Here is a 24,847-nt window from a genome sequence, read left to right on the forward strand (position 1 = left end):
GAAGGTCGTCTCCGAGGTACTGCCCGCACCGGGCGGGCCGTGGAACTCCGCAGGGCACATCTACCTCCAGCTGAGCGCTGCGTACCAGTCCACTGCAGACCAGGCGGAAGAACGCGGGTACCGGGTCCGGCGCATGGACGCCGATCACCTGGCAATGGTCACGCAACCCACGACGGTCACGGATCTACTTCTGTCGACATTACGGGCATAGCCAGCGCTAGCTGAACCCATCACCGAGCAGCAGTTCTAATCGTCGGGCAGTAGCCAGACCGCCTGCCGGCCCCGCTCACCTCGAACTGACCGTGGCCAACGCGAGCGACCTGCACCGGCTCGCGGACCTGCTCCGCCTACGGATACCGGAGCTCTCCCCGGCCCAACAGCGGGAACTACGGGTGCGCGGTCCGCTGCCGGCACGGGTGGCTGCCGCAGCGCTGGTCGCACGACGCCGGGGGCTGCGGGCCTTGGTCGCCCTCTTGGAAGGAAAAAGTGGGCCCGGCGCTGGACATGCCCAGTTACCCGAATACCACCCGTCGCCCGCCGGCATCGATCGAGTGCCCGCGCACTACTCGATCCACTGACAGATGTCAGGACCTCTGTGAGCTACCAACGGGCTCAGCAGAAGCCTCTCAGTTTCGTGAATGCTTCGATCATCCCCCGATCGGGCGTGGAGCACACCCTCTGAACATCCTAGGAGGGTGCAGGTCCGAAGAGATGGTTGTCGTTCATCCCTCAGGCTCTCTCGGCCGGACCCGCCGCGGTGCGGCGCGAACCAAGGGTCGCTCCCCCACCGACCGCACGAGACGACGGACCTGCATCCGAGATGGTCAATCAACGGCGCACCGTCATCGGTCAGTCGAAAGCTTCTTCCGTCATGGCGAGTGGGTGTGGCCGCCCGGTCATCGCTGAGCGTGCGGCGGCGACATCGTCGAGGTCAGGCACAGCGCCGCCGCTTCCCGCTCCGCCGCCGACAGCCAGCGCACGTCCGCGAGGATCTCTCCTGTGGCGGCCAGTTCAGAGCCGGCGCAGCCGGGGACGCAACGCCGCGGTCTCAGACTCTGACTTGCCCGAGGTTGCCGGTGACGTTCTGTCCGAATCCCTCGCCGATCTGCTCGCGTTTGGCCGGCATGGTGCTCGCGCCGCGGCGGACATAAAACTCGGGCCTCTTAGGTTCCAGCACGTGCCAGCGTGGGCGGCCCTGAACTTCAAGCAAGAGCACGTGTCTGCCGTCGTGCTCTACCCATCGCACAACATAGGTCGGTTCCGGCTCGATGCTGTCACGGATGATCGAGGCGATCAGCAACTGAAGCTTGTCGCGATCGTCGGCCGGCACGCCAACGACCTGACCATCATCATCGATGCCTACTAGAACTGTCCCGGAGTTCCATGACGCGAACGCCGCGACGGTCTTCAGGAAGGACCGCTTGTCCTCCTGCTGCCGTGTCACCGTCTTCTTGAACTCGACGTACTGTCCCTCGCCACCAGCCATCAGCAGTTCAAGATCAGCGCCAGGCTGCTCAAAGATGACGGAGGCGTCCTGAACGCTGCCAGGGATTGGGCTATCGAAGTACCGGTAGTCCAGCCACTCTTCGGCAGTGCGCAATAGCAGCAAGGCGTGTTGGCCGAGTCCACCTGACAGCCTGATAGTCACGCGTCCTGTCGAACCCACCGGTCGCGAGACGCTGCTCGTCGGGCTGCTCAATTCGAGCCGGACGCCACGGAGATCGTCGCCCTGCACGCCGACCACCACGCTCACAGGCGTGATCTTGATTCGATGCAGCCAAGCCCGCCGGTCGTGCCGGATGACTCGCCACAGGTTGCCGTGTCCTTGGTGGTCGGGCGCCGCCCCATCAAAGAACGCGCTGCAAGCGGCTGTGTAGTTGAGGTAGGAAGGGCCGTTACCGATGAGCAGGCCATCCTGCCGCACCGAGGTCTGCTCGCCGCTGATTCGCCACTCAGTGCGCGGCCAAGCAGTCACGAGCGCACCGAATCGCCGTTGCCCGGCGATTCGCTCGAACGTGGCGTTGGGCGCGGCCGGCTTCGGCGCTACCACCTTGTACCCGGCCACCTCTTGAGGATGTCCGCTCAGCAGACTGGCAGCCACCGTCCCCGGGACCTGCTGCTCAATGAACGCTTCCTGTGGGTAGGTCCACAATCGTGGCATGAGAGGTGTCGGGGCATCAAGGACGACGTCAGCGCGTCGCAGCTGCCACTCGTCGGCTTCCCGCACAACCGCCAGTCGCACGCCCACGGAATCGGCGTCGCCAACGGCGAGTGCTAGGTCAGCGATATCAACCGAACCCCGGTCTGCCACCGTCTGTACCTACCTCTCGCGTTCCAAGCGTGGCCGGTTTTCGTGCTTCCGAGGAGCACGATACGGTCGGCCTGTCTCGGCCGTCGCTAGGCTTTCGCCGTTACCCATCCGGCCCGGCTCTCGCGCCACGAACTGTCGCTGCCTGCAGCGGTCAGAGCCGCGGTGCGTCTCAGGGCGGGATCGAGACTACTCCCGGGGCGCGGCGCTCCGCGCGGGCTGCGGCACCCCGTTGCCCGTGAGCTGCCGAAGCATTGCCGGTGTTCATCAACGGGGCTTGCTCTGGTGGCCTGGGCGAGGAACGGTGCGCTTCATCCTCTGAAGGGGCACGAGCTGGGCGATATCTTCATCAAGTTGGGAATCTGGCTCGGTAGGCTCGTTGTAGTAGAGAAGCCGCAGCAGGTCGCTTCCGCTTGGATCGAAGATCATAGCGGCAGCCCTGTGAAAGCCGGTCTGATGCTTCTTGGCCTTGAGGTACCGCGACAGGTGCTCTGCAGCGTCGTCTGCCTCTTCATCAGGCGAGTGACAGGCCCAGACGAGGAGGATATGCGTACCTGACGTCTCGGGCATGAGTTGGGTAATCATGTGACGCTTTCGGTCACGGCGCACGAGCTTCGCTAGGTCGGCGGAGTGCAGGCCGAACCTACGTTGAACCTTGCCGTTGCCTTCTAAGAGTGATGCCGTTGTGGGCAACCAGCCGGGCTCTCCACACTTCGAGACCATGTCAACGAGCTTGAGGAGCTTGGGATCGGCGCTAAGCCGTGGCTTGTCTGCCGGCGTCGCGGTCGGGTCGATCTTCGATGTGTACCAGGCATCGAGAGGCTCGGTGTGGCTGTCAACCAGCCAAGGGTGTTCGGCGTTGAAGCGACGCAGGTCTGCGGTGGATGGTGGTCCGGACCAGGGAAGGGTCTGCATTGTCCGACGCGGGTCGGGCTCGACGTGCAGGTTCGCGTTGAGGAAGAGAAGGAACAGGTCAAGCTCATCGACAGCGCGGTACTTCCACGTCGTTTCGGGCTGCGTGCGGCGGCGCAGGTAGAGCAGCAGTTCGCTGGGACGATCCAGTATCTCGGACACGATGCGCAGGTCGTGCAGTGAAACTGTCCAGGGGATGTTGTCCGGGTTGAGGACGCCGGCTGCGACGAGGGTTGCTGTCGCGGTCGTAACGCCGGAGAGATCTTCAAGCCCCACCGCGATTGTGTGTATCTCTCGCACGCCGCTGGCATCGATCCACTGGCCGTCGTCCAGCCGTACCCGCTTGTCGGTGATGATCCGTTCACGGAGCCGGCCGGCTTGATCGGCGGCTTTGGTCACGATGTCACGCAGTTTGCTGCGGAGTCGGCGGGGATCTCCGGCCCGTGCCTCTGGAGTCAACGCGACGGCCTTGACCTCGACGATCAGTGCCACGTCGTCGATGACGATAAGGCCGTCGCCCTCAACACGCTTGGTGAACTTCACGGGATCGGTTTGCGCTGTGCCGGCTTTCGGGTCGGGGACAAAGTAGTTGAAGGCGCGGTAGACCTTCGCTCCCGGAAAGATCCCAGCCAAGAGATCGACGGCAGTGTTCTCGACCCACTCGCCGCGGTGCTGCTTGTAGGTGTCCCACCGCTTGGCCGCGGTCAGCTTGTTCTCGATGACCTCCCGTACTGCTGGCAGCGCCAAGGCCTCATGGACGAGCATGCGTCGGCCTTGGGCGTCACTGATGATCGGAGCTGTGCGCAAGGGGTTATCGCCACGAAAGAATCGGCCGAGCGTATCGCCGATATCCATGACACCGGTCAAGGTGTACGCATCAAGAACAGCCTCGACCGTGGCGCGGTTATAGCCGGTGCGCCGAGCAACGGCATCAGGATCGATGACAGTTGCTTCATCTATGTGCGTGGTCAGGCCTTGTACCGCGTCGAACAGCTTCTGTGCGGCTGCGCGATGCGCTTGATCTGGCAGTTCAATCTCGCTCTCTTTGCGCTGCTGCCACGACCGAAGGAACGGCGGGCTCGCGTCCCGGGCGGACTCCATGCGCGCGAACCGCTCGGCCAGTTGGGCGGTCGAGAGCGAGCGCACCGCCTGCATGATGTTGACAGCTTCCAAACCCGTGAACCCCAACGCGGCCTGACAGTCGGCGTTCACAGCCGGATCGCCGAACAGGCCGCGCAAGGTGTCGAGCAGCATGTGTGGGTATACCGGATTGCGGAGCATGATCTCGCGGTGAACTGAATGGAAGAGGATCATGCCCTCTGCGTCCGCTGGCGGCGAGTCGAACAGAGCCGTCATGCTGCCTGCGGCCAAGGCTCGTTGGGCAGCTGCCTCCACCCGCGGTGGCAGAAACTCAGACTCGACGGGCGCGACGGGGACGTCAGCCGTGGCGTCTCTGGATGCCAGCACCAGTGCAATCAGCTCCAGGGCAGCAGCCGACGGCTCAGTTCCACCCACGGCACGGTTCATGATCATTCCGACCCAGACGCCTGACACAACTCTGATCAGGTCAAGGCCGCACGCGGCCCGAGAAATCTCCTCGGCAGCAGCTAACAGATCCGCACGCGCTGCCGCAGAGGCATCCTCAGCGCCGGCCGAGGACTGCGCATACCGGATGAAGCGTTCAAACGTCTCCGCAGTAGCCAACTCGACAGATGACGGCGCACGCTGCTCTCGCCTTGGCCGGTGCTCGCCCGCCCGTTGCCTCTTGGTACGCCGAGCTCGGCGCCGCTCACGGCTCATTGCCACCTACCTAATTGCATAGCCGCCCCCACGTTGAACTCATGGATCTTCCCTCTCCGCGTCAAGCACCCTGGCCAGTTCACCGACGTCGGCGTCGCAGAGCTCGGCGGCGGCCTCCGCCCCACGTGACAGTGCGGCTGACGCACAGTGGACGTATGGCGACTGCTGCCACGGGTGGGCGGGGCGCAGCCACCTGGCTGCTGGGCAACTGCCAGCCGCCGGTCAGTCAAACGTAGGCGGTTCCACTCGCGCCGCTGGCGGCAACGGCTGCTTCCGCGCCCACGCCTCCGCCTGCTTTCGCACCTTTACTGGGTCGTCGTCGATGAAGAGCTGCTGGTATTCGACGGGGCTGTGGATGCCGTCGCAGGTGCCGTCTCGCGGGTCGGCGATGTGCAGGACCGGAAGGTAGTCGACCGGGGCGCCGCTGGGTAGATCACCGTCGTCTTCGTTGGTGGCTACCCAGCCGATGATGCGGCCGACAGAGACACGACGGTCGCTGGACGCTTCGGCGCACCACAAGGGGTAGGGCTGAGGAATCACAGGGTCTCCTTGACGTCAGGGCCGGACTGAGCATGGCGCAGTACCGCCCACAACTGGCGCAGCAGCCGTCGGTCCTGGGGCTCGAGATCACTGCGGCCCACCTCCGCCATGACGGCCATCTCGCCGGCGGCGTAGAAGACGCCAATCACGGGTTCCGTCGCGCCGAATCGCTCGTTGATGGCCGCGAAGAGGGCGTTGAGCTCGCTGCGGTTTTGGCGCCTGACTACCTCTCGTAGGGGCACGAGGTGTTCGGGTGTGCGCACTTCCGACACGCCTTGTGCGTAGTCGAGAGCCGCAGTCGGCGTCTCCTGGGCTTCGGTCAGCAGATGTTGCATGAGGTGGTCTCCGTTCGGATGGGGCAGCCTCGGGGAACGGCGAGGGCCACGATCGGGCCGATCACCGTATGCGTGCCACTGGCTCGCTAGCGCTGATCGTCTCCAGCGGTCGGAGGAGGGATCTCGGGTTGGTCGCTGTTGGCGGTGGGAAGGGTGGGCGCGTGGCGGGTCCGGTGTCGTCGGAGGGCGGCTCGCATGGTTGCGATGCAGGCGCCTCGAGCGGCATCGATCTGGTCTCGGGGGTAGCGGACCTGCAGGTTCATGTCGGCGTCGGTGGTGAGCACGGGCTGCTGCCACGCTTGCCTCATCTGCCCGCCTGCTTGGATCTTGGTGGCACGGACGAGCGTGGCGTAGCTGGCGGCCACCTCGGGCGCCTCGATCTGCAGGAGGGCTTGGTGGTACGCCAGCCGGGACTGGATCTTGCTGACCTCGTCGGTGAGGTCGTAGCGGGCCTCGGGGGTGTCACGGCGGCGGCGGACCCGGTACGGCATTTCGGCGTAGTCCTCGACCGCGTTGAGGGCCTCGGCGAACGCCTTGGCCTGCCGTTCCCGGCGGGCGGCGCTCTGGTTGAGCGTGTAGGTGACCGAGGCAGAGACGATACCGCCGAGGATCGCGATCACGGCGACGATGACGATCGCCGTCTGCGCGGCCGTCCACCCGCTCTGCGCTGTTTGGGCGTAGACCATGTGCTGTCACCTCCCTGGGTTCGCGGAAGTCCGTGCGGTGCGTCTTCGAGCAGCCACACCCCGTCGTTCTGGCGCCAGTAGTTCTCGAGGAACAGGTGCTGGCGGGTCAGCTCGACGAGTTCGAGCAGCCCCTTGTGGTGGGTCCATCGGCGATGCGGCGGATCCAGCGGCATCCACATGCACAACGCCCCGTCGTCGGGCATTCGGTGTTTGGAGGTGGCGCCCGGCTTGGCGAAGACCCGGGGGTAATCCTGCGGGGGCAGCCCGTAGGTGTCGTACGGCGGCAGCTTGTGGAAGCGGATCGTCACGTCAACCGGCTCCGGGTCGCCGATCACCTCCAGCGCCTCGATGCGGTAGACGAGGATCTCACACTCCCTGGCGTAGCAGGCCGGCTCGAAGACGTACTGGTGGGACAGGGTGGGCCCCAGCCGCCGCCGGGCGGCGGCTTCCAGCGGGACCCACCACGATGCCCGCCGGCCGTACCAGTCGGTCACCGGGGCGACCACGCCCGCGCGGAGGTGTCCGGCGCCGGGACGATGAGGCTGGCGGCCGACGCGCCGGTGGTCAGCAAGGCTTGCTCGGCCATCTGGGCGCCCTGATCGCTGTCAGCGACCACGTGCGGCAGCACGCTGTGCAGTGCGTGCTGGGCGAGGGCGTGCCGGCCGGCCTGCTCGTGTTCGATGGCCGCGGCTACCTTGTCCCGCGTCAGCCCCAGCCGCCAGGCCGCACCCTCGCGGGTCATCCCGGCCGGCAGCTTGATCTTCCCGCCGACTCCGGCAGGGTCCTCGGTGAGCCCGGCGGCCAGCTCGTCGGCGGCGTGGGTGAAGAAGTCGTGCAGCGCCTGCAGCAGGGGCCGCTTCTGATCCGCGATGCAGCCCAGGGCCAGGGCCTTGATGTTCCACGAGCACAGCGGCTTGCCGTGGTGGGTGCGCCAATGCTTGAGAAGCCGCACGGTGCGGGCGAAGACGTTGCCGGTGTCATCGTTGGCCTGCAGGACCAGCTCGGTGTGCATTTCCGGGTGCGCCCGGTCCCACCCGGCCGCGATCGTGGTGTTCGGGATCCACAGCCCCTTCACTGGGTGGTCCAGGGCCACGATCACGTCGGCGGTGAAGTCCTTCTCGCCGGGGGTGACCGGGGCGCCGAACCGCACCAGCACGGACCGCTTCTGGCCCTCGACGGTGACCGTGAGGTTGTCGAACTCGTCCTTGAGGTGCTCCCGGATCGCGTCGCGGGCCTGCTCCATCAGCGGCAACGGCCCGGCACCGTCCGGCCCGTACCCGGCGGCGTCGACCACGACACCGAGGTCGACGTCGGTCAGCGGTGTGTTCGCGTCACCGTGCGCAATCGACCCGTTGATGTAGGTACGGGCACCGGGAAACGCGTCGAGCAGCGCCGCGCAGAGCAGGCCTCGGCGTCTGCGGGCTTCACGCAGTTCCTCCAGGGTGACCTCGAGGTTCTTGCGGCCTTCTCCGAGCTGGTCTTCCAGGGACATAATTGGCGTCCTCCTTCTGGGTCCGAGGACCCGGACATGGCGGAACCCCACAGGCACAGGAAGAAGGAGGCGCGGGTGAAAAAGTTCGCCCGACGGCGCCATCGTCTGCCGCCGGCGACCTTCACCGGGTATGTTCCTGGGTGCGAATCAAGAAACGGCCCCGTAGCCCGTCGCCCCCGTGCGCCCGTGGCTGCGGGGTCTTCTGCTGACCACCAGACTAACCCGCCCCACCGACATTCCCCCTGCGACGACGCGAGAGACCGTCGCAGATCGCGGGACGCCCGCAGTGAGCCGACGGCGAGGTACCGACCAAATAGACATTTGTTGCCTACCGCAGCAGCCGTCCTTGCCAGACACCGGGCAGCTGGGCACGTGACCGCCAGCCGCCGGCTCTGTCATAGCAACGTGAAGACACTCAGGACACCGACGCGAGGCAGCCGTTCGGCGTCGAGAGCCGCAGCGAGCCGGCGCCCGGTCCAAACGGCACCACTGATGACCCTCGAAACCAACAGGATGGCAGCAGGCGGTGCAGACGGCGGCCTCGTGGTCGGCCGGGAGCGTGCGGCCCCGCGTCGGGGTGCTCGACGAGGTTGACTGCCTCGGGCCTGGCGGGGGACGAGCAAGCCTCGGCTATGGCCGTCCTGGGAGGAGGGGCGGGCATACTGCTGGCATGCGTGGCGGCCTGCATGGACCGAACGTCATCACAGTTGGGGAGTCTGTGCTGCTTCTCGTGGCGGTCAGCGGCGGCGAGGCCGTGCACCTCGCGCGCTGGCACGAACCGACGGGGCCGGGCCGCGGTGCCGTACCGGACCATTACCTCGCGGGCGGGGACAGTGAGCGTGAGGCAGTCCAGCGGCGGTATGACGTTGAGGCGCTGCGACAGCCGATCTGGGAGCACACGACGATGTGCGGCCGGGTCTGGGCGCTAATGGTCGGCGGTGACGGCGGGACGCTTAGCAGGTACCGGGAGGCGGCTTTTGCACCGACGTGCCGACGGTGTCTGACGCTGATGGACCGCCTGTTCCCCGCGCCGGCGGTCGACCGCAGAGTCCCGGTCGTCGCGCAGGTGGTCTGCGACGTGGTGCGTGAGCACGGGTACGCGGAGGTCCGGCAGGTGCCCGGTGACCAGCTTGCCGTCCTTCGAAAGGAGATTCGGTCGCTGATCAGGCAGCAGACGGGCCACGCCGTCCAGACACTCGTTCACGGCGATCTCCTGCTGGTGGTGTGTGATCCGCTGCGGGACGCGGAGGCGGAGATGCGGGCAGCCGCCGAGGCGGTAGAAGCGGTGCTCTTCGGGGATCAGCCGCTTCCGGCCGCGCGACCTGAGCGGCCATGGGTCGTCACGTGGACCGCGTGGGACCTGGGGTAGACGTCGGGCTGCCGTTGGGTCGACCTTCTGCGCGCTCGCCATCTGCCGGTGCTTGAGCTGAATCTGGCCCTGGCACGGCAGCCACACGGGCTCCTGGACGCGGTACGTCCGGCTGGTTGCGGTACTCGCTGTCGGTCCTGGCCTCGCCCACGGCGCGCAGGCCGATGGCCGCGAGGAGGCACGCGGCGGCAAGCAGGGGTGCGGCGGCTTTGGCAGTGGTGACGGGGGCGGCGAGTCGTCCCGCGATGGTGGCGTAGGCGGTGGTGCCGTAGCGGTCGGCGAGGATGGCGGGGGTGGCGAGGCTGGCGATGCCGAAGCCGAGCCCGAATCCGGTGACGGTGACGATTGCTCCGACGCGGGTTCCGGCGGCGAAGGGCATCGCGAGGACGGCGGCGGCCTGGACGGCAAACACCGCGGCGACGATGGTGGTGACCGGTAGCCGGCGTCGGGCGCCGGTGAGGACGAGTCGTCCGGTGACGGACAGGACGCCGAGGAGGCCTGCGACGGTGGCGGCGAAAGTAGCCGCGTGGCCGCGGCTGGTCAGGTAGCTGACCAGGTGGACGCCGATGGTGCTGGTGGCCGCGCCGTGTGCGATGAGCGTGGCGGCGAGGATCCAGAACCGGGTATCGCGTATCGCGGCGCGCGCCGCGATGCGTCGTAGGGTGTGGTCCGGTCGCGCGGCGGGGCTGGGTGTCCTGACGTGCGGCGGTTTACGGATGGTGAGGACGTGCAGCGGCACAGTCACTACGCCATGGACGGCGGCTAGCGTGAGCAGCGCTCCGCGCCAGCCGAGCTGCGCGACGAGCAGGCCGGTGAGGGGCATGAAAATGGTGCTGGCGAACCCTGCGACGACGGTGACCGCGAGCAGCGCGGTGGGGCGCCGGTCGGGGGTGAACCAGGAGACGATGACGGCGAAGGCGGGTTCGTAGAGCACCATCGCGCCGGTGATGCCGATGCCGATCATCACGGCGTAGAGCTGTCCGATGGTTTGGACCTGGGACCAGGCGATCAGGAGGGCGGTGGCCGTGACCGAGCCGACGGTCATGAGGGCTCGTCCGCCGTGGCGGTCGAGCCACCTGCCGACGGGGATGGCCATCAGCGCGCCGGCGAGGACGCTGGCGGTGAGCGCGCCGGTGACGGCGGTGGTGGAGGCGTCGAGGCTGGCGGCCATGGGGCCGAGGAGAACCGCGTAGGCGTAGTAGAGGGTGCCGTAGCCGATGGTGGAGGTGATGGCGAGGGCGGCGACGATGCGCCACCCGTGGCGCCCGCCGACCGTGGGGTCGGCGGGCGCCGTCGTGGTGGTGGTCATCAGCTGGTGCAGCAGCCGCCGGTCTGGCGGCTGGTCGGGGTGTCGAGGCTGATCAGGTTGAGCGGTGCGGAGAGCAGGCCGCCGGAGATCCCGGTCGCCAACCCCCTACCGGCGGGCTGGGCTGCGGGGGCGGGGCCGCAGCAGCTGTCGGCGCCGGTGGAGTCGGCGGGGTTGCTGTTGCAGACGCCGGTTTCGGGCAGGTCGAGCTGGACGTCGCGGGCGGCGTCCCAGTCGCCGGCGAGGGCGGCGACGACGGAGCGGACCTGCTCGTAGCCGGTGGCCATGAGGAAAGTCGGCGCGCGGCCGTAGCTCTTCATGCCGACGGCGTAGTAGCCGACCTCCGGGTGGGCGAGCTCGTCGGCGCCGTGCGGCGGGACGGTGCCGCAGGAGTGCTCGTTCGGGTCGATCAGCGGGGCGAGCGCGCGGGTGGCGCCCATGACCGGGTCAAGGTCCAGGCGCAGCTCGGCGGCGATGGAGTGGTCGGGGCGGAAGCCGGTGGCGGCGACGATGCGGTCCACGGTGATGGACTCGTCGGTGCCGTCGGCGTGGCGGACGACCACGGCGACCCGGCCGTCGGTCGGGGTGAGCGCGTGCACGGAGAAGCCGGTGAGCAGCCGGATCCGGCCGGCGTCCACGTGCTCGCGCAGCCGGGAGCCGAGCGCGCCGCGGGCGGGCAGGGCGTCGGCGTCGCCGCCGCCGTAGGTGCGGGCCGGGCTGGCCGAGCGGATCGCCCAGGTCACCTCCGTGCCCGGCTCGGCGGCGGCCAGCTCGGCCAGGGAGAGCAGGGTGTTCGCGGCGGAGTGGCCGGCGCCGACGACGAGGGTGTGCCGGCGGGCGAAGCGGTCCCGGTCCGCGCCGAGCACGTCGGGCAGGGCGTGCTCGAGGAACGCTGCCGCGTCCTTCTCGCCGAGGGCGGGCAGGCCGGATGCGCCGAGGACGTTGGGGGTGCCCCAGGTGCCGGAGGCGTCGACGACCGCCCGGGCCAGCAGCTCGTCGCCGTCGGCGAGGCGGATCAGGAACGGCGCCTGCTCACGACCGGCAGTGCGCAGCCGGTCCAGGCCGAGCCGGCTGATCGCCTCCACCCGCGCGCCGTACCGAAGGTGCGGCTTGAGCTGCGGCAGCTCCGCGAGGAGTTGGAGGTAGTCAGCGACCAGCTCCGCGCCGGTGGGCAGGGCATCCTCGGCCGGGGCGACCCAGCCGGCGTCGTCGAGCAGCCGCCGCGCGGCCGGGTCGATGTTGTAGCGCCACGGGGAGAACACCCGCACGTGTCCCCACTGCCGCACCGCCGCGCCGGCGGTGTCGCCGGACTCCAGGACAAGGAAGGGCAGGCCACGCTCGTGCAGGTGGGCGGCGGCGGCCAGACCCACCGGGCCCGCGCCGATCACCACGACGGGCAGCTCGTCCAGGACAGTCATCGGAAACTCCTCTGTGTTGAAAATTGTCGAATCAAGAAGGTGCAGTGGTGCTGCGGCGGGCAGAACTGAAAGGGGTTCAGGTGATGGCGGGGCTGCGCCGCTCGAGCAGCACCACGTCGCGCCACCGGCCGTGGTGCCGGCCGATCCGTTCGCGGGTGCCGATGACCCGGAACCCGGCCCGCTGGTGCAGGGCGAGGCTGGCGGCGTTCTCCGGGAAGACGCCGGACTGGATGGTCCAGATGCCGGCGGCGTCGGTGGAGGCGATCAGCGCGTCCAGCAGCAGCCGCGCCACGCCACGCCCTTGGGCGGCGGGGTCGACGTAGACGGAGTGCTCGACCACCCCGGCGTAGACCGCCCGGCTCGACGTCGGTGACACCGCCACCCACCCGAGGACTGTGTCGTCCGCGTCGACGGCCACGAGGCGGTGATCAGGCAGCTTGCCCTGGTCGAATGCGGTCCAGGTCGGTGCGGTGGTCTCGAAGCTGGCGTCGCCGCCGTCGAGGCCGGCCTGGTAGATGGCGAGGACACGATCGGCGTCGTCCGAGGTCATCGGGCGGACGGTGATGTCGGCCATCAGCAGGCTCCCTTCGGGTTGGGGGCCGGGCGGCCCATGACGACGTCAGCAGCGGAGGGGAAGCAGCCGACGCAGGCGTCGTTGATGCGGTAGTGCCGGGCGGTGCCGACCGGTTCGACGAGCACGAACCGCACCTCGGTCAGGATCTTCAGGTGTTGGGAGACGGTGGACTGAGCCAAGCCGACGGCAGCGACGATCTCCCCCACGCTCATCGGCCGGGCGTGCCGGGCCAGGTACTCCACGATCTGCACCCGGGTCGGGTCCGCCAGGGCCCGGAACCACGAGGCGTACGTCTGCGCGGTGTCCCGGTCGAGGAGGTTGCCCACGATCACTCCTCTATCGTTTATCGCCGATTGGCGATGAAAGTGTAGCGGGTGCCGCCGCGGCGAGGTGAGCGGTCGCGACAACGAGCCGGGCGATGGCGTCGAGAGTGTCGGGGTCGACCTTGTCGGGGGTGTCGGCGGGGCTGTGGTAGCCGCCCATGCCGGCCCCGATCCCCACTGCGGCGAAACCGGCACCGCCGTAGCGGCGGTTGTCCGATGCCACCGGACCCGCCGTCAGGGGGATGCCGGTGTGGCGCCCGGCCTGGTCGAGCAGGGCGAGGAGACGGTGGGCAGGGCCGCCGGCCTCCACCGCGGCTGCCCCCTCCAGGCGGCCGGCGCCGTCGACGTTGATGACCATCGGCGCGGCACCCGCGGCGCGGAGTTGACTGGCATGGTGGGCGGAGCCGAGAGCGCCGACCTCCTCCCCGTCGAGCAGTGCGACCGACAGTCCCGCACCAGCCGGCAGCGCGGTGGCGAGAACGCGGGCGGCTTCGAGGACCACGGCGACGCCGGTGGCGTTGTCCGAAGCGCCGGGCAAGCGAAGGCCCGGGTGGTCGCCAACGCCGTCGTAGTGCGCGGTCAGCAGCAGGTCGGCGCCAGCCGGGACGGACTGCCGGAGGCAGGCGTGAATGTTGGCGCCGTGGACGTCGTCGCGGCGCAGCGGCGTGGCGCCGGCCAGCCAGCTGTCTGCTGTGGTGGCAACGGTGAGCACGGCGTGGTGGGTGTCCGGGTCGAGGGTCAGCACCGGCAGCGGCCCCGGGTCCGGGCCGGCGAGCATGGTGAACTGCCAACCCTCGGCGTCAACCGGGCGGCGGAGCAGCAACCCGGCGGCGCCGTGGGTGTCCCGGTAGGCGTCGAACAGGCTCATGTCGGCCGGCCACCGCCCCGTCGGGTCGTCCTTGCCGGCGACGCCCGAGGGCGCCGCGACGGATGTCCGGCGCGTCGGCGGAGGCCGGGTGGATCGCGACCTGACGTCCGAACACCAGCTCCGTGGTGCCGTCCCGATCGCCCCAGGTGACCGTCGGCGCCTCATACACCTGCGGCACGGCGCGGACCGGGAACTCCTCGGTGCGGACGTCGGCGCCGAGAGCGGTGAGCTGGTCGAGGAGCCAGGCGCGGGCCGCTGCCCCGCCCGTCGAGCCGACCCGCCGTCCGGCTAGTGGGTCGGAGGCGAGGGTGGCGATGGTGGCGACCATCCGGTCGGCGCTGACCTGCTCGAGCAGGTCTGCGAGGCTGCTTGAGCTGGTCATGAGCAGCAGCCCTGCCCGGTGGCGATAGCGTCGGCCTTGGCCCCGGTGCCACAGCAGGAGTCAGCGGCCTGGGCGGCCTGGCGGGTCCCGCAGCACGGGTCGCCGCTGGTGGTTTCGCCGGCTGGCGGGAGGATGCCGCCGACGGCCTGGGCGGGGCTGCCGCAGCAGGCGCCGGAGCCGGTGATCTGCAGGGCCGCGGCGGGGTCGCTGGTGAAACCGCCGGCGGTGGAGGTGTTCTCGCTCATGTCGGGTCCTCTCGTCAACGGGGGGTGATCAGCGTGTAGGCAGTGGTGCGGGCGCGGTCGAGACGGCGTTCGGCGCGCTGGGCGGCGGTGGACACCTGGGCACAGGAGTCGCAGAACCGGACACCAGGCAGCGGTGTGCGCGAGCGGCGGGGGAAGCCGAACATGACGGAGCCTCTTTTCCTCAAGGACGCCTGTCTCGACGCCCGTCGAATCAGAGAGTTGCACGTTGATTAGAGAGATGTCAACCTAGAGGCATGTCGAAGCAACAGGCGCCGCTCGCCCTCATCGACCTCAACGCCGATGCGCCGTGCTGTCCCCCGCTAGCGCAGAGCCAGGTTCCCGCCGAGACGGCCGCGGTGCTCGCGCCCGCGTTCAAGGCCCTCGGCGACCCGGTGCGGCTGCGGCTGATGTCGATGATCGCCTCCGCCGAGGACGGGGAGGCGTGCGTGTGCGACTTGACGCCGGCGTTCGACCTGACCGGGCCGACGATCTCGCACCACCTGAAGACGTTGCGCGAGGCTGGCCTGGTCGACGCCGAGCGGCGAGGCACGTGGGTCTACTACCGGGCTCGACCGCAGATCCTGCGCCAGCTCGCCGCGCTGCTGTCGATCGAGCCGGCGGCCGCGGCCAAGGCCTGACCTCGCTCGCCCATCGCCGTCATCCGCCCGCACCGTCCGTGGCTCGATCGGCGTGCACGGGCGGCGTCGAGCGCTCGGCAACGGAGGCCGTGGGGCGTGCCTGACGGGAGAGACGCGGACGCCGGTCCACGCGTGCGGCGAGGGCGCCCATGACGTGCGCGGCGTCGCGTCCGACGCCCCGCAGGGTGTTCGAGGCGAAGGATCGCTGGAATTCCAGCCCCAGGTAGAGCAGGCCGGGATGGGTGGTGGAGATGCCGCCCGCCTGTCGGGGTACGCCCTGGTTCAGCGCGCCGAGTGGGGCGAGGTAGTCGAGGTTCGGGCGGTAGCCGGTGGCGAAGATGACGGCGTCGACGCCGTCTGTGGTGCCGTCGCTCCAGACGACGCCGTCAGCGGTGAAGCGGGTGAACATCTGCCGCCGGGGAAGCTCACCCGAGGTGATGGAGTCGCGGTAGCGGCCGGTGTCCAGCACGGCGGCGTGCCGGATGAGCCGGGTGATGACCGGGCGCGGAAGGCGGTCGGCGCCGGTGACGCGCAGCCAGTGGTGCAGGTCTCGACCGCGGATGCGCTGCGGCAGGAACCGGACCGGTTCGCGGGTCGCCAGCGTCACCCGGGCGCGCCCGGTGAGTTCGTAGGCGACCTGGACAGCGGAGTTGCCGGCCCCCACGACCACGACCCGCTTGCCGTCGTATGGCTCGGGTCGGCGGTAGTGGGCGACGTGCCGCAGATCCCCGGTGTACTCGCTCTGCCCTGGAAGGGTGGGCAGGTACGGGTTGCCGAAGGAGCCGGTAGCGGCGACGACTCCGACGGCGGGCAATTCATCTCCGGTGTCGGTGCGGACGAGGTATCCACCGCTGTCGCCGGGGCGCACGGCGACGACTCGGGTGCGGGTGCGGATCTCGACGTCCAGGGCGTCGGCGTAGCGGCGGAGGTAGTCGACCACCTCGTCGCGGTGCGGGTAACGGTCCGGGTCGCCGTCGAAGGGCATGCCGGGCAGGGTGCTGTAGCGGGCGGGCGAGAACAGCGTGAGGCTGTCGTAGTAGTCAGGCCAGGAGCCCACCGGTTCGGCGCCGGAGTGCAGGACCACGGGTCGTAGGCCAGCGTCCAGGGCGGCGCGGGCGGCGGCGAGGCCGGACTGCCCGCCGCCAACGATGATCACGGGATTGACTTGATCGTTCACACCACGATCATATCGTCGTTTCGTTGAATGACAATATGATGATGGCGAGGAAAGGTATGACCATGAGCCAGACCGCTGCCGACCAGCCGACCGGGCCACAGAGCGCCGCTTCGGGCCTCGCGCCGCAGACGCAGGAGTTCCTCAAGGCCCTCGGCAGCCCTACCCGGCAGCGGATCATGACGCTGTTCGCCCGCGGCGCCGAGATGTCGGTGGGTGAGGTGGCCGAGCGGGTGGGCATCAGCCAGGCCACGGCGTCGCAGCAGCTGACGCTGCTGCGACGCGGCGGCGTGGTCACCTCGCGGCGAGACGGCAAGACGGTGTTCTACCGGGCTGACCGCGACGGCGCCATCGCCGCCCTGACGGATCTGCAGTCCTATCTGGCGACCTGCTGCTGATCAGCCGGCACCAACACCGCCCCGGTGAGATCCGGGCCTTCACGAGGCCGGCTTGACTCGACAAACTTCCTCAGCGAGAGTTGACTCAATGAACGCTGAGCCTTCTTCCCTCGACGGGCGAGCCCGCATCCACGCCGCCCTCGGTGACCCGGCACGCCTGGCGATCGTCGACGCGCTCACCTTGGGCGACGCCTCCCCCGGGGAGATCGCACACACGCTCGGCATGCCGACGAACCTGGTCGCCCACCACGTCAAGGTCCTCACCGACGCCGGCCTGGTCATCAAGGGCCGCTCCGAGGGCGACCGGCGTCGCACCTACCTGCGGTTACGCCCTGAGACGCTGGCCGCTCTCGCCACCCCGCGGCTGGCCGGCGTGGGCCGGGTGGTGTTCGTGTGTACCCACAACTCGGCCCGCTCGCAGCTGGCCGCCGCGCTGTGGAAGCAGCGCGCCCGCGGCGACGTCGCCTCCGCCGGCACGAAGCCCGCCACCCGGGTGCACCCGCGTGCGGTGGCCGTGGCCCACCGCCACCACCTCGACCTCGACCCGACCGGCACCGCCCACGTCGCCGATGTCGTCCGTCGCGACGACCTGGTGATCGCCGTCTGTGACAACGCCCATGAGGAACTGACCGGCCCGATCCGCCCTCGCCTGCACTGGTCGGTCCCGGACCCGGTGCGCGTGGACACCGACGAGGCGTTCGAGGCCGCCTACGCCGACCTGGCCGACCGCGTCGACCGGCTCGCGCCCGCCATCCTGCCCGGAGGTCTCCGATGACCGACATCACCGCCCACCCCCTCCAAGAGATCACCCTCGACCAGCAGGTCGCCCTGCACACCGCCGCGACGCGACTTGCTGAGGAGTTCGACGGCATCTACGGCGCCGAAACCATCGAGCGGTTCCTGCAGACCAGCTACGACCAGTTCGCCACCGCCGCCAGCGTTGCGAACTACCTGCCGCTGCTCGCCGAGCGCTTCGCCCGCCAGCGGCTACGGGCTCTCGCCCGGGTGGAGGGTCACCACCGCGACGGGCGCCCTGTCGTGCTGTTCCTGTGCACCCACAACGCCGGCCGCTCCCAGATGGCCTTGGGTTTCTTCACCCACCTGGCCGGCGACCAGGCGATCGCCTGGTCCGGTGGCAGCGAACCCGGCATCGAGATCAACCCCTCCGCGACCGCGGCGATGACCGAACGGGGCATCGACATCTCGAAGGAGTTCCCCAAGCGGTGGACCGACGAGGTGGTCCGGGCCGCCGACGTCGTGGTCACGATGGGCTGCGGCGACGCGTGCCCCATCTTCCCCGGGACCCGCTACGAGAACTGGATCGTGGACGACCCCGCCGGGCTCGACCTGGCCGACGTGCGGCCGATCCGCGACGAGATTGAGCGCCACGTCCGTCGCCTGCTCGACGAACTGAACGTCCCCGCCACCCGATAACCAATCTGCCCGACGATCCGGGACAGCACCATCATGGGAGATAAAGACTGATGACCATCGCACTTCGGCGGCGCCTGCTGGCCGAGTTCGTCGGCACCGCCCTGCTGGTCACCGCCGTGGTCGGCTCCGGCATCATGGCCGCCACCCTCTCCCCCGGCGACGTCGGGCTCCAACTGCTGGAGAACTCCACCGCCACCGCGTTCGCCCTCGGCGCGCTGATCCTGATCTTCGGCCCAGCCTCCGGCGCGCACTTCAACCCCGTCGTCTCCGCCGCTGACTGGTTCCTCGGCCGCCGCGCCGGCACCGGCCTCACCGCCCGAGACCTGGGCGGCTACGTCGTGGCGCAGGTGCTGGGTGCGATCGCCGGGTCCGTGCTGGCGAACCTGATGTTCGACCACGCCGCCGTCGACTTCTCCGGCAAGGACCGCGCCGCCGGGCACCTCTGGCTGGGTGAAGTTGTCGCCACCACCGGCCTGATCCTGCTGATCTTCGCCCTCGCCCGCTCCGGCCGCGCCGCGGTCGCACCCGCCGCCGTCGGCGCCTACATCGGCGCCGCCTACTGGTTCACCTCGTCGACCTCGTTCGCCAACCCGGCCGTCACCATCGGCCGCGCGTTCACCGACACCTTCGCCGGCATCGCCCCCACCTCCGTGCCGGGCTTCGTCGTCGCGCAGCTTGTGGGCCTTGCCGTCGGTGTCGGCCTGCTCGCCGCCCTCTACCCCGACGCGGGCGCCGCCGCCGACCAGGTAGTCGTCCCCACCGACGAGGACGCCGCCGTCGGCCGCCGCTCATGACAACCCCGCACCCACAAGGCACCGGCGGCACTCGGCCTGATGCCGGATTCGTCAACCGCCGCCGTGCCCCCGGCCGCTACCGGACGCTCGACCGCAACAGCGACCCGGCCCACCTGTTCCCCGACCCCGAGGACAAGCCGGTCAACCGGCCCTCGCACCGCATGGAAGGCACCCGATGAGCGACAAGCCCAGCGTCCTGTTCGTCTGCGTCCACAACGCCGGCCGCTCCCAGATGGCCGCCGGCTGGCTGCGCCACCTCGCCGGCGACACCGTCGAAGTCCGCTCCGCCGGCGGCGCCCCCGCCGACCAGATCAACCCCGCCGCCGTCGAGGCCATGCGCGAGGTCGGCATCGACATCACCGACCAGACCCCCAAGCTCCTGGAGTACGAGACCGCGGAGTCCTCCGACGTCATCGTCACCATGGGCTGCGGCGACGCCTGCCCCGTCTTCCCCGGCAAGCGCTACGAGGACTGGAAGCTCGAAGACCCCGCCGGCAAGGGCGTCGACGCCGTCCGCCCCATCCGCGACGAGATCCGCACACGCGTGGAGAGGCTACTTACCGAGCTGCGCCCCACCGCCTGACATCGCCGTCGTTGCCGCCCGCTGGATCCCCACCCCGGCGGCGGCTCACCCCTGAGCAGGAGCCCCTCTATCCTGACCGGCGCCGCCCACGGTCCGACCTGCTCGGCCGGGCCCCGGGGCCGACAGCTACCCGCGCAGCCGGGAGGCGATGTCGGCGACCGTCGCCTTCGCTGTCCGGCCGACACCCACCAGCGTGGCTGACGCCGGCCCCGTCCAATCGCCGTAACCCAACAAGTAGAGGCGAGGCTCGTCCACCGACCGAGTGCCCTCGGTGGCCACCTTGCCTTGCCGCCACCCGGGCAGCAGCGACGCGAGGTGGGCGAGGTTGGGCTGGAAACCCGTACACCAGATGATGGCATCGCAGGGCTGCTCGGCACCATCGGCCCACCACACGCCACGATCGGTCAGCCGCACGAACATCGGACGGGCGTGCAGGTACCTGTACGGGCGCGACGCCCGGGAGGCGGAGTACGCGCCGATCCGCCGGTGGATCACCGCGGCGGCCGCGTACGCCCACCCGATGGTGCGCCGGCTCGCCGACCAGGCCGCCGTCCGTCGGCCAGTGAAGTCGGTGTCGGCGGAGGGCCAGTCCGTCACCTACGACGACGGGCCCTCGACGGCCGACGCGCCGACCGGCGGGGTGCCGCCGCGTCCTCAATGGACCGCAGGCGGCTGGCCGGACGCCGGGCGTACACCCGGCCGGGCTGGACGATCCCCCGCCCGTACTGAGGGCGTACCGCACCATGCGTGGGTCATCCTAGGAAAACACCTGTACGAGCAGCCCTCGGAAATGACCTTGCGTGATGGCGTGACCACCCACGGGATTCGGCCGTTTGGCCTATTAACGGGGTCGCCCATGCAGGTCTGTGTCACAAAAAGCTGCGGATTCTGCAGACACCGTTACAGTGGAGGTAACCGCACGTCACAGGGCGAGGAAGTGTACGACACAAGAGGCGGAACCGAAAATATTTGTGGTCCCGGTCACTTTACTTCCCGCTCGTGTGTGTCAGACTGCGGTGGTCGCGGGCGTTACACCCCGCAAAAAAAGAAGAACGCCCCGCCCCCGGCCTGGAAACCATAGGAGCGGAGCGCCCTTCACCTGCTAGATGTGGCCCTGTCGTTAGACGGGGCTACATCCGTTTAGGGCTCCGTAGAGCCCCACCGCGGCGGTCGCCACCTTCAGGATGATGAACGCCACGTCGCCGGCCTTCTTCCACCACGAGGTGGTGGGTCTTGGCCGCCTGCCCTTCCGGCGCGGGCGCCGGCGGGGCGGAGGTGTATCACTCGACATCGGTCGAGCTCCCTTCCCGGGGGGACGTTCGCCCCCCGAGCTCTCGGGGGCGGGTTCCCTCGAGGTCGGGATACTTGCGCCGGTGCCAGTGAAGAACTCTACCGGTCCGGGGGCACCGGGTGCGCGAAACCTTGGCATGATCGGCTGATTTTGCTCTCCAATTTGGTGGGTTATGCCCTTTATATGCGCGAAGAAGTGACCGCTCCGGCGGCGATTCGCCGTCACGGTGTGTCGCCCGGGGCCTCGAACTGGGTCCATGCGATCACCTTGACCTGGTCTCCGAGATCAAGGCGGGCACGCTCGCGCTGGAGCCGTTCGAGCCCACGCTGGTGCAACCGTCCAGCATGGCGCTCGAGAAGCTGCCCGCCGCCGGCGAGACACAACCCGCGCAGCTCCCCTACTGTTCGCGCGGACCCGGGGGGGGTCGAGCCCGTAAGCCGCCAGTCGGCAGGTTGGCGAGCGGGCTGACCGGGGCGGCAGGAAATCACGGGGCCTGCCGCCCCGGTTCACCCGGGACAGGGGGTGAGGCATGGCGGTCCTGCTGGCAGACGGCCTCTACCAGGTGCGCAAGCGGCAGCACCCCGCCGAGCCGGACGCTCACGGCACCCCGGTCCCCCGCCCGGACAACGCCTCGGTCACCGACCCGGTGCCGGGCGCCGCGGTGGAGCAGCCCGACGGGTCGTGGAAGTTGCGACTCGACCCGTCCGTGTGGCCGGTCCGCGCGCAGGACACCGTGGTCACCGACGACAGCATCCGCACGTGGACGGTGACCGGGATCCCCAGACTGCACGAGGTGCCCAACGTGCCGGACGTCGACTACGTCGAGGTGCAGGCCCGGATCGTCCCACCGGAGGTGGATCGTGGCTACCCGGTTCCGACCGCGTAACGGGCTCGAGCAGATCGTCGCGGCGATGGTCGCCCGCAAGGTGCAGGCCATCACCGACGAGGTCGCCGACGTTGCCCGGGACAATGCCCCCGGGACGAAGACGTGGCACACGTTCGGCGACGAGGAGGTCCGGCCGGAGCACCGGGACGCGCACGGCCAGGAGGTGCCGGAGAACCTGCGGTTCGTCGTGGACAGCCCCGACTACGACCAGGCCCACTACGGCGCGCCGCCGAAGCAGCAGCTGCGGCACCCGCGTGACCGCGACGCCACCCCCGGCCTGACCGTCAACTGCCGCTGCCAGGCCATCGAGGACCCGGCCGGCCTGTCCCGCGGGATCGAGGCGCACCCGGTGGAGATCCGGGTTGCCACGGTGGTCGGGCACGTCACCTCGGTCGGTCCGCGCGTGAGCGACGCCGAGTTCGGCACCGCCGAGGACGACGCCGCCCGGTACATGGGCAGGGCGGTGCAGGAGGTCGCAGCCCGGCACCGGACTCGGTAGCCGGACGTAAGCCCACCTGGGTGCCTACGGTGCACGCCGTCCACCCGGCGACGGAGGTGCCCTCGATGACCCGCAACGCCCCCAGCCAGAAGCCCGAGGCCGAGACCACCGAGCCGGCCGCCGCTACGCCGGCGAAGGTGACCGAGCCGGCCGCGGCCGCCCCGGTGGATGCCTCCGCCGCCGACCCGGGTGACGGCCTGGTCGAGGTGGAGCTCACCACCCACTACCGCGAAGCCGGCGAGGACTACCTGCCCGGCGCGAAGATCCGCGTGTCGACCGAGCGGGCCGCAGCGCTGCGGTGGTCGGGGCGCGCGAAGCCGTGACCGGGACGTCCGCCGAGATCGACGGGGTCGCCCTGGCCATCGAGGTCCTCAAGGCGGCCCCGGTCATCACGGAGAAGTTCGGCGGCCCGGACCGCGTGTCCGGGCTGAACGAGCCGCCGTTCCCGCACCTGCGGGTCATCGCCCTGCCGGGCGGGGACGATGGTCGGCTGCTGTGGACCGTCCGCAAGGAGCTCCAGGTCGAGGTGTGGGCGCACCCGGACGGCCGGTCATGGCCGCCCCTGCACCGGCTTCTGTACGACGCAGCTGGGAGCTCCCGCCGGAGCTGCCCGCCGCCGTGCTCGACCCGCTGTTCGACGGCGAGCTGGACGACCTGATCGCGCTGCTCGTCGATCTGCTCGGCGAGGGCGACGGCAACGGCATCAACAAGGACGACGTCGACTTCTCCGCGCTGGTCCGCCGGATCGCCGCCAAGCCGCAGCTGGTGTCGGCGACCCTCCGCGCGATGCGCAGCTGCTACGAGCAGCTCCTCGGCCCGGAGCAGTGGCAGCGGTGGAATGAGGCCCGGCCCGGGCTCAAGAGCTACCTGCTGCTCGGGAAGACCGCGATCGCGGAGTACGGGGTGAGCCTGGGGGAAGCATTGGGCTTGTCCTCTTCCTCCGAAGACGGGTGGGACGACGTCGAAGCCGACCTCGCCGGCCGCGACGTCGACGCGCGGCGGATCTGGCTCCCGGCGGGCCACCCGCAGCCCGGTCGATCACTGCAAGACACCGAGCCAGCCGGTCACCCTCACCCTTGGCGCGGCCGACGGCTGATGCGGCATGGCCAACCAGCCCGGGTTTCCCGCCAGCGGAAGCACGACGTCGATCTGCGTCGATCAAGCGGCATGGTGCAGCCGCCGCAGCAGAGCTTTCCGGCCGCCAGGCTGGGTGGTTTCCCAGCGCCGCTGCAGCGCATCAACGAGTTGGTTGTGCATCACGTCGGTGACGTGGCTGTAGATGCCGCGAACTCCGCCGAGGCGGTGTCCGAGCCGGCGGGCTTGGGCGATCTCAGAGATGTTGTCTTCGATGAGCCATGTCTTGTGGGTGTGCCGCAGGTCGTGGAAGTGCATGCCGGGCAGGATCGGTGGGATGCCCCGTTTCGGATCGCCGGAGACGGCGGGGGTCCAGGCGCGGCGGTTGAAGTTGGAGCGGCGCTGGTGGTAGCCGCGGGCGCCGGAGAACACGATGTGGTGCGGGTGCTCGGCGAGGTGGGTGGCGAGGAGGTTCGTCAGGAAGCGCGGTAGCCGGATGTTTCGGACGGAGTCGTTGGTCTTGGGCGGGCCGAGGAACAGCTTCCCCTCGACCTCGTGCAGCGCTCCCACCTCGGGGTGGACGTAGATGGTGCCGGTGGCGAGGTCGAGGTTGTCGCAGGCGAGGCCGGCGAGTTCTCCCCATCGCATGCCGGTGTAGGCGGCGGTGAGGATCATCAGCCCGTCCGAGGGGCGGGCTTGGCGGGCGACGATGGCCGCCACCTGCTCGGCGGTGGCGTGGGGCCGTTCGGCGCGGATGCCCTTGGGGATGCGGACTCCTCGGCAGGGGTTGAAGGGAAGCCTGCGGTCTTCCACCGCCTCTTGCAGGATCATCGACAGCACCATGATCACGTCGGCGACCGATCGGGGTGACAGGCGCTCGCCGAGGGCGACGGCGAGGGTCTTGACGTGCTGGCGGCGGATGTCGACCAGGGGTAGCTGACCGAGGACGGGCAGGATGTGCAGTCGCAGGTGGCTTCGGTAAGCGGCCCAGGTGGCCGGGGATGCCTGGTGTGTTGATTCCCAGATCGGTACCCAGTCGGCGAGGGGGATCCGCCCGCCGCGGGGGTCGATGAAGGTGTCGCGGGCGAGTTCCACGTCGACTTCCTTGGCGCGCAGGACGGCGTCGGCGCGGCGCTCGTGGAGGGAGTCGGTGGTGACGGTGCCATCGGGCATTCGGAGGCGGACGCGGAATTTGGCACCACGCTTTTCCACCCAGGCCATCAGGTACTCCGATCCGTTTGTGTCTGGTCCGGCGCTGATTGACGCGTGACTTCGGGGTTGGGGCAAGTCGGTGGTGGAGGGTGGGCGCGGCCGGCGCCCCGCCGCCTTCGGGTGGCGGGTTCGGCGGCGGCGGCGATGATCGCGGCGAGGTCGGCGGCGGAGAACCGCAGGTGCTTGCCGAGGAAGGTGCGGGGGATCTGGCGACGACCGGCGCGGCGGCGCAGCCAGGATTCCGGGACGCGTAGCAGTGCCGCTGCCTCGGCCGGGGTGTAGAGGCGGGGTTCCTGGTCGTCGCTG

The 24,847-nt window shown here is 69.6% G+C and carries 30 protein-coding genes; 11 read left to right on the top strand and 19 right to left on the bottom strand.

From position 1 onward, the window contains the following. Window positions 1-1,048: 1,048 nt before the first annotated feature. The 7 genes from DKT69_RS23400 to DKT69_RS23430 form a co-directional block, all read right to left on the bottom strand. The gene (locus tag DKT69_RS23400; RefSeq protein ID WP_146231189.1) at window positions 1,049-2,311 is read right to left on the bottom strand and encodes an AlbA family DNA-binding domain-containing protein; all 1,263 of its coding nucleotides are present in this window, start codon (window positions 2,309-2,311) and stop codon (window positions 1,049-1,051) included. 264 nt (window positions 2,312-2,575) lie between these two features. Continuing rightward, window positions 2,576-4,924 carry a hypothetical protein gene (locus DKT69_RS23405; RefSeq protein WP_146231190.1) on the bottom strand — a complete coding sequence of 783 codons (2,349 nt, stop codon included), beginning with the start codon at window positions 4,922-4,924 and terminating at the stop codon, window positions 2,576-2,578. Between the two features lie 318 nt (window positions 4,925-5,242). Further along, complete coding sequence (locus tag DKT69_RS23410) at window positions 5,243-5,560, bottom strand: hypothetical protein (protein ID WP_109803653.1); 318 nt, start codon at window positions 5,558-5,560, stop codon at window positions 5,243-5,245. Beyond that, window positions 5,557-5,895 (bottom strand): hypothetical protein, encoded by a 339-nt coding sequence (locus DKT69_RS23415; RefSeq protein ID WP_109803654.1) that lies wholly within the window; start codon window positions 5,893-5,895, stop codon window positions 5,557-5,559. The genes DKT69_RS23410 and DKT69_RS23415 overlap by 4 nt, the downstream gene beginning before the upstream one ends. Window positions 5,896-5,981: 86 nt before the next feature. Next, a complete protein-coding gene (locus tag DKT69_RS23420) occupies window positions 5,982-6,581 on the bottom strand; it encodes a hypothetical protein (protein WP_109803655.1) in 600 nt (199 codons plus the stop codon). Then, window positions 6,512-7,075 carry a hypothetical protein gene (locus DKT69_RS23425; protein ID WP_146231191.1) on the bottom strand — a complete coding sequence of 188 codons (564 nt, stop codon included), beginning with the start codon at window positions 7,073-7,075 and terminating at the stop codon, window positions 6,512-6,514. Before DKT69_RS23425 ends, DKT69_RS23420 begins: the two co-directional genes overlap by 70 nt. Then, window positions 7,072-8,073 (bottom strand): nucleotidyltransferase, encoded by a 1,002-nt coding sequence (locus tag DKT69_RS23430; RefSeq protein WP_109803657.1) that lies wholly within the window; start codon window positions 8,071-8,073, stop codon window positions 7,072-7,074. Before DKT69_RS23430 ends, DKT69_RS23425 begins: the two co-directional genes overlap by 4 nt. A gap of 670 nt (window positions 8,074-8,743) precedes the next feature. Here DKT69_RS23430 and DKT69_RS23435 point away from each other — a divergent pair. Continuing rightward, window positions 8,744-9,442 (top strand): hypothetical protein, encoded by a 699-nt coding sequence (locus DKT69_RS23435; RefSeq protein ID WP_109803658.1) that lies wholly within the window; start codon window positions 8,744-8,746, stop codon window positions 9,440-9,442. On the opposite strand, the gene DKT69_RS23440 is transcribed toward DKT69_RS23435, so the two are convergent. From DKT69_RS23440 to DKT69_RS39120, 8 genes are all read right to left on the bottom strand, one after another. Further along, the gene (locus tag DKT69_RS23440) at window positions 9,414-10,751 is read right to left on the bottom strand and encodes an MFS transporter (RefSeq protein WP_109803659.1); all 1,338 of its coding nucleotides are present in this window, start codon (window positions 10,749-10,751) and stop codon (window positions 9,414-9,416) included. The genes DKT69_RS23435 and DKT69_RS23440 overlap by 29 nt on opposite strands. Continuing rightward, window positions 10,751-12,166, bottom strand: a complete 1,416-nt coding sequence (locus tag DKT69_RS23445) for an FAD-dependent oxidoreductase (protein ID WP_109803660.1) — start codon at window positions 12,164-12,166, stop codon at window positions 10,751-10,753. Before DKT69_RS23445 ends, DKT69_RS23440 begins: the two co-directional genes overlap by 1 nt. 76 nt (window positions 12,167-12,242) lie before the next feature. Further along, a complete protein-coding gene (locus DKT69_RS23450) occupies window positions 12,243-12,740 on the bottom strand; it encodes a GNAT family N-acetyltransferase (protein WP_109803661.1) in 498 nt (165 codons plus the stop codon). Further along, the gene (locus DKT69_RS23455; RefSeq protein ID WP_438361861.1) at window positions 12,740-13,066 is read right to left on the bottom strand and encodes an ArsR/SmtB family transcription factor; all 327 of its coding nucleotides are present in this window, start codon (window positions 13,064-13,066) and stop codon (window positions 12,740-12,742) included. The genes DKT69_RS23450 and DKT69_RS23455 overlap by 1 nt, the downstream gene beginning before the upstream one ends. A 10-nt stretch (window positions 13,067-13,076) precedes the next feature. Continuing rightward, on the bottom strand, window positions 13,077-13,931 hold the full coding sequence (locus tag DKT69_RS23460; protein WP_201749822.1) for a M28 family metallopeptidase: 855 nt from the start codon (window positions 13,929-13,931) through the stop codon (window positions 13,077-13,079). Continuing rightward, window positions 13,864-14,313 carry a hypothetical protein gene (locus DKT69_RS23465; protein ID WP_109803662.1) on the bottom strand — a complete coding sequence of 150 codons (450 nt, stop codon included), beginning with the start codon at window positions 14,311-14,313 and terminating at the stop codon, window positions 13,864-13,866. The genes DKT69_RS23460 and DKT69_RS23465 overlap by 68 nt, the downstream gene beginning before the upstream one ends. Beyond that, a complete protein-coding gene (locus tag DKT69_RS23470) occupies window positions 14,310-14,558 on the bottom strand; it encodes a hypothetical protein (RefSeq protein WP_109803663.1) in 249 nt (82 codons plus the stop codon). Before DKT69_RS23470 ends, DKT69_RS23465 begins: the two co-directional genes overlap by 4 nt. A gap of 14 nt (window positions 14,559-14,572) precedes the next feature. Continuing rightward, the gene (locus tag DKT69_RS39120) at window positions 14,573-14,722 is read right to left on the bottom strand and encodes a hypothetical protein (protein WP_201749823.1); all 150 of its coding nucleotides are present in this window, start codon (window positions 14,720-14,722) and stop codon (window positions 14,573-14,575) included. Window positions 14,723-14,812: 90 nt separating this feature from the next. Here DKT69_RS39120 and DKT69_RS23475 point away from each other — a divergent pair, with 90 nt between their 5' ends. Next, window positions 14,813-15,196: an ArsR/SmtB family transcription factor gene (locus DKT69_RS23475; RefSeq protein ID WP_091307727.1), complete on the top strand. Its 384-nt coding sequence runs from the start codon at window positions 14,813-14,815 to the stop codon at window positions 15,194-15,196. Between the two features lie 19 nt (window positions 15,197-15,215). Here DKT69_RS23475 and DKT69_RS23480 read toward each other — a convergent pair whose 3' ends face one another. Beyond that, a complete protein-coding gene (locus DKT69_RS23480) occupies window positions 15,216-16,373 on the bottom strand; it encodes a flavin-containing monooxygenase (RefSeq protein ID WP_109803664.1) in 1,158 nt (385 codons plus the stop codon). 62 nt (window positions 16,374-16,435) lie between these two features. Here DKT69_RS23480 and DKT69_RS23485 point away from each other — a divergent pair, with 62 nt between their 5' ends. From DKT69_RS23485 to DKT69_RS23510, 5 genes are all read left to right on the top strand, one after another. Next, window positions 16,436-16,768 (top strand): ArsR/SmtB family transcription factor, encoded by a 333-nt coding sequence (locus DKT69_RS23485; RefSeq protein WP_109803679.1) that lies wholly within the window; start codon window positions 16,436-16,438, stop codon window positions 16,766-16,768. A gap of 88 nt (window positions 16,769-16,856) precedes the next feature. Next, a complete protein-coding gene (locus DKT69_RS23490; protein ID WP_109803665.1) occupies window positions 16,857-17,543 on the top strand; it encodes an arsenate reductase/protein-tyrosine-phosphatase family protein in 687 nt (228 codons plus the stop codon). Further along, a complete protein-coding gene (locus tag DKT69_RS41195) occupies window positions 17,540-18,202 on the top strand; it encodes an arsenate reductase ArsC (protein ID WP_109803666.1) in 663 nt (220 codons plus the stop codon). The genes DKT69_RS23490 and DKT69_RS41195 overlap by 4 nt, the downstream gene beginning before the upstream one ends. A 50-nt stretch (window positions 18,203-18,252) precedes the next feature. Further along, entirely contained in the window at window positions 18,253-18,996 is a 744-nt protein-coding gene (locus DKT69_RS23500) for an aquaporin (RefSeq protein WP_109803667.1), read from the top strand. Window positions 18,997-19,171: 175 nt separating this feature from the next. Continuing rightward, window positions 19,172-19,579: an arsenate reductase ArsC gene (locus DKT69_RS23510; RefSeq protein ID WP_109803669.1), complete on the top strand. Its 408-nt coding sequence runs from the start codon at window positions 19,172-19,174 to the stop codon at window positions 19,577-19,579. A 126-nt stretch (window positions 19,580-19,705) separates the two neighbouring features. On the opposite strand, the gene DKT69_RS39125 is transcribed toward DKT69_RS23510, so the two are convergent. Continuing rightward, window positions 19,706-20,176: a hypothetical protein gene (locus DKT69_RS39125; protein WP_201749824.1), complete on the bottom strand. Its 471-nt coding sequence runs from the start codon at window positions 20,174-20,176 to the stop codon at window positions 19,706-19,708. A gap of 1,223 nt (window positions 20,177-21,399) precedes the next feature. On the opposite strand from DKT69_RS39125, the gene DKT69_RS23520 reads away from it, so the two are divergent. The 4 genes from DKT69_RS23520 (at window position 21,400) to DKT69_RS23535 (ending at window position 22,913) form a co-directional block, all read left to right on the top strand. Then, on the top strand, window positions 21,400-21,756 hold the full coding sequence (locus DKT69_RS23520) for a hypothetical protein (protein WP_109803670.1): 357 nt from the start codon (window positions 21,400-21,402) through the stop codon (window positions 21,754-21,756). Next, the gene (locus DKT69_RS23525) at window positions 21,731-22,255 is read left to right on the top strand and encodes a phage minor head protein (protein ID WP_109803671.1); all 525 of its coding nucleotides are present in this window, start codon (window positions 21,731-21,733) and stop codon (window positions 22,253-22,255) included. The genes DKT69_RS23520 and DKT69_RS23525 overlap by 26 nt, the downstream gene beginning before the upstream one ends. A 65-nt stretch (window positions 22,256-22,320) precedes the next feature. Next, the gene (locus DKT69_RS23530; protein ID WP_146231192.1) at window positions 22,321-22,578 is read left to right on the top strand and encodes a hypothetical protein; all 258 of its coding nucleotides are present in this window, start codon (window positions 22,321-22,323) and stop codon (window positions 22,576-22,578) included. Next, entirely contained in the window at window positions 22,575-22,913 is a 339-nt protein-coding gene (locus tag DKT69_RS23535) for a hypothetical protein (protein WP_146231193.1), read from the top strand. The genes DKT69_RS23530 and DKT69_RS23535 overlap by 4 nt, the downstream gene beginning before the upstream one ends. A gap of 500 nt (window positions 22,914-23,413) precedes the next feature. On the opposite strand, the gene DKT69_RS23540 is transcribed toward DKT69_RS23535, so the two are convergent. After that, on the bottom strand, window positions 23,414-24,502 hold the full coding sequence (locus tag DKT69_RS23540; protein WP_236648183.1) for a tyrosine-type recombinase/integrase: 1,089 nt from the start codon (window positions 24,500-24,502) through the stop codon (window positions 23,414-23,416). 47 nt (window positions 24,503-24,549) lie between these two features. Beyond that, window positions 24,550-24,847 (bottom strand): helix-turn-helix domain-containing protein (locus DKT69_RS23545; RefSeq protein ID WP_109803680.1); only part of this gene is annotated, 298 nt, incomplete at its 5' end.

It is taken from the genome of Micromonospora sicca, from assembly GCF_003172935.1.
Classification (GTDB): domain Bacteria; phylum Actinomycetota; class Actinomycetes; order Mycobacteriales; family Micromonosporaceae; genus Micromonospora; species Micromonospora sicca.

Coding starts and splice junctions, on each gene's coding strand:
- DKT69_RS23415 (WP_109803654.1), bottom strand. CDS start 5,895: ATGCAACATCTGCTGACCGAAGCCCAGGAGACGCCGACTGCGGCTCTC.
- DKT69_RS23420 (WP_109803655.1), bottom strand. CDS start 6,581: ATGGTCTACGCCCAAACAGCGCAGAGCGGGTGGACGGCCGCGCAGACG.
- DKT69_RS23430 (WP_109803657.1), bottom strand. CDS start 8,073: ATGTCCCTGGAAGACCAGCTCGGAGAAGGCCGCAAGAACCTCGAGGTC.
- DKT69_RS23435 (WP_109803658.1), top strand. CDS start 8,744: ATGCGTGGCGGCCTGCATGGACCGAACGTCATCACAGTTGGGGAGTCT.
- DKT69_RS23440 (WP_109803659.1), bottom strand. CDS start 10,751: ATGACCACCACCACGACGGCGCCCGCCGACCCCACGGTCGGCGGGCGC.
- DKT69_RS23445 (WP_109803660.1), bottom strand. CDS start 12,166: ATGACTGTCCTGGACGAGCTGCCCGTCGTGGTGATCGGCGCGGGCCCG.
- DKT69_RS23450 (WP_109803661.1), bottom strand. CDS start 12,740: ATGGCCGACATCACCGTCCGCCCGATGACCTCGGACGACGCCGATCGT.
- DKT69_RS23460 (WP_201749822.1), bottom strand. CDS start 13,931: ATGAGCCTGTTCGACGCCTACCGGGACACCCACGGCGCCGCCGGGTTG.
- DKT69_RS23465 (WP_109803662.1), bottom strand. CDS start 14,313: ATGACCAGCTCAAGCAGCCTCGCAGACCTGCTCGAGCAGGTCAGCGCC.
- DKT69_RS23470 (WP_109803663.1), bottom strand. CDS start 14,558: ATGAGCGAGAACACCTCCACCGCCGGCGGTTTCACCAGCGACCCCGCC.
- DKT69_RS39120 (WP_201749823.1), bottom strand. CDS start 14,722: ATGTTCGGCTTCCCCCGCCGCTCGCGCACACCGCTGCCTGGTGTCCGG.
- DKT69_RS23475 (WP_091307727.1), top strand. CDS start 14,813: ATGTCGAAGCAACAGGCGCCGCTCGCCCTCATCGACCTCAACGCCGAT.
- DKT69_RS23485 (WP_109803679.1), top strand. CDS start 16,436: ATGAGCCAGACCGCTGCCGACCAGCCGACCGGGCCACAGAGCGCCGCT.
- DKT69_RS23490 (WP_109803665.1), top strand. CDS start 16,857: ATGAACGCTGAGCCTTCTTCCCTCGACGGGCGAGCCCGCATCCACGCC.
- DKT69_RS41195 (WP_109803666.1), top strand. CDS start 17,540: ATGACCGACATCACCGCCCACCCCCTCCAAGAGATCACCCTCGACCAG.
- DKT69_RS23500 (WP_109803667.1), top strand. CDS start 18,253: ATGACCATCGCACTTCGGCGGCGCCTGCTGGCCGAGTTCGTCGGCACC.
- DKT69_RS23510 (WP_109803669.1), top strand. CDS start 19,172: ATGAGCGACAAGCCCAGCGTCCTGTTCGTCTGCGTCCACAACGCCGGC.
- DKT69_RS23520 (WP_109803670.1), top strand. CDS start 21,400: ATGGCGGTCCTGCTGGCAGACGGCCTCTACCAGGTGCGCAAGCGGCAG.
- DKT69_RS23530 (WP_146231192.1), top strand. CDS start 22,321: ATGACCCGCAACGCCCCCAGCCAGAAGCCCGAGGCCGAGACCACCGAG.
- DKT69_RS23540 (WP_236648183.1), bottom strand. CDS start 24,502: ATGCCCGATGGCACCGTCACCACCGACTCCCTCCACGAGCGCCGCGCC.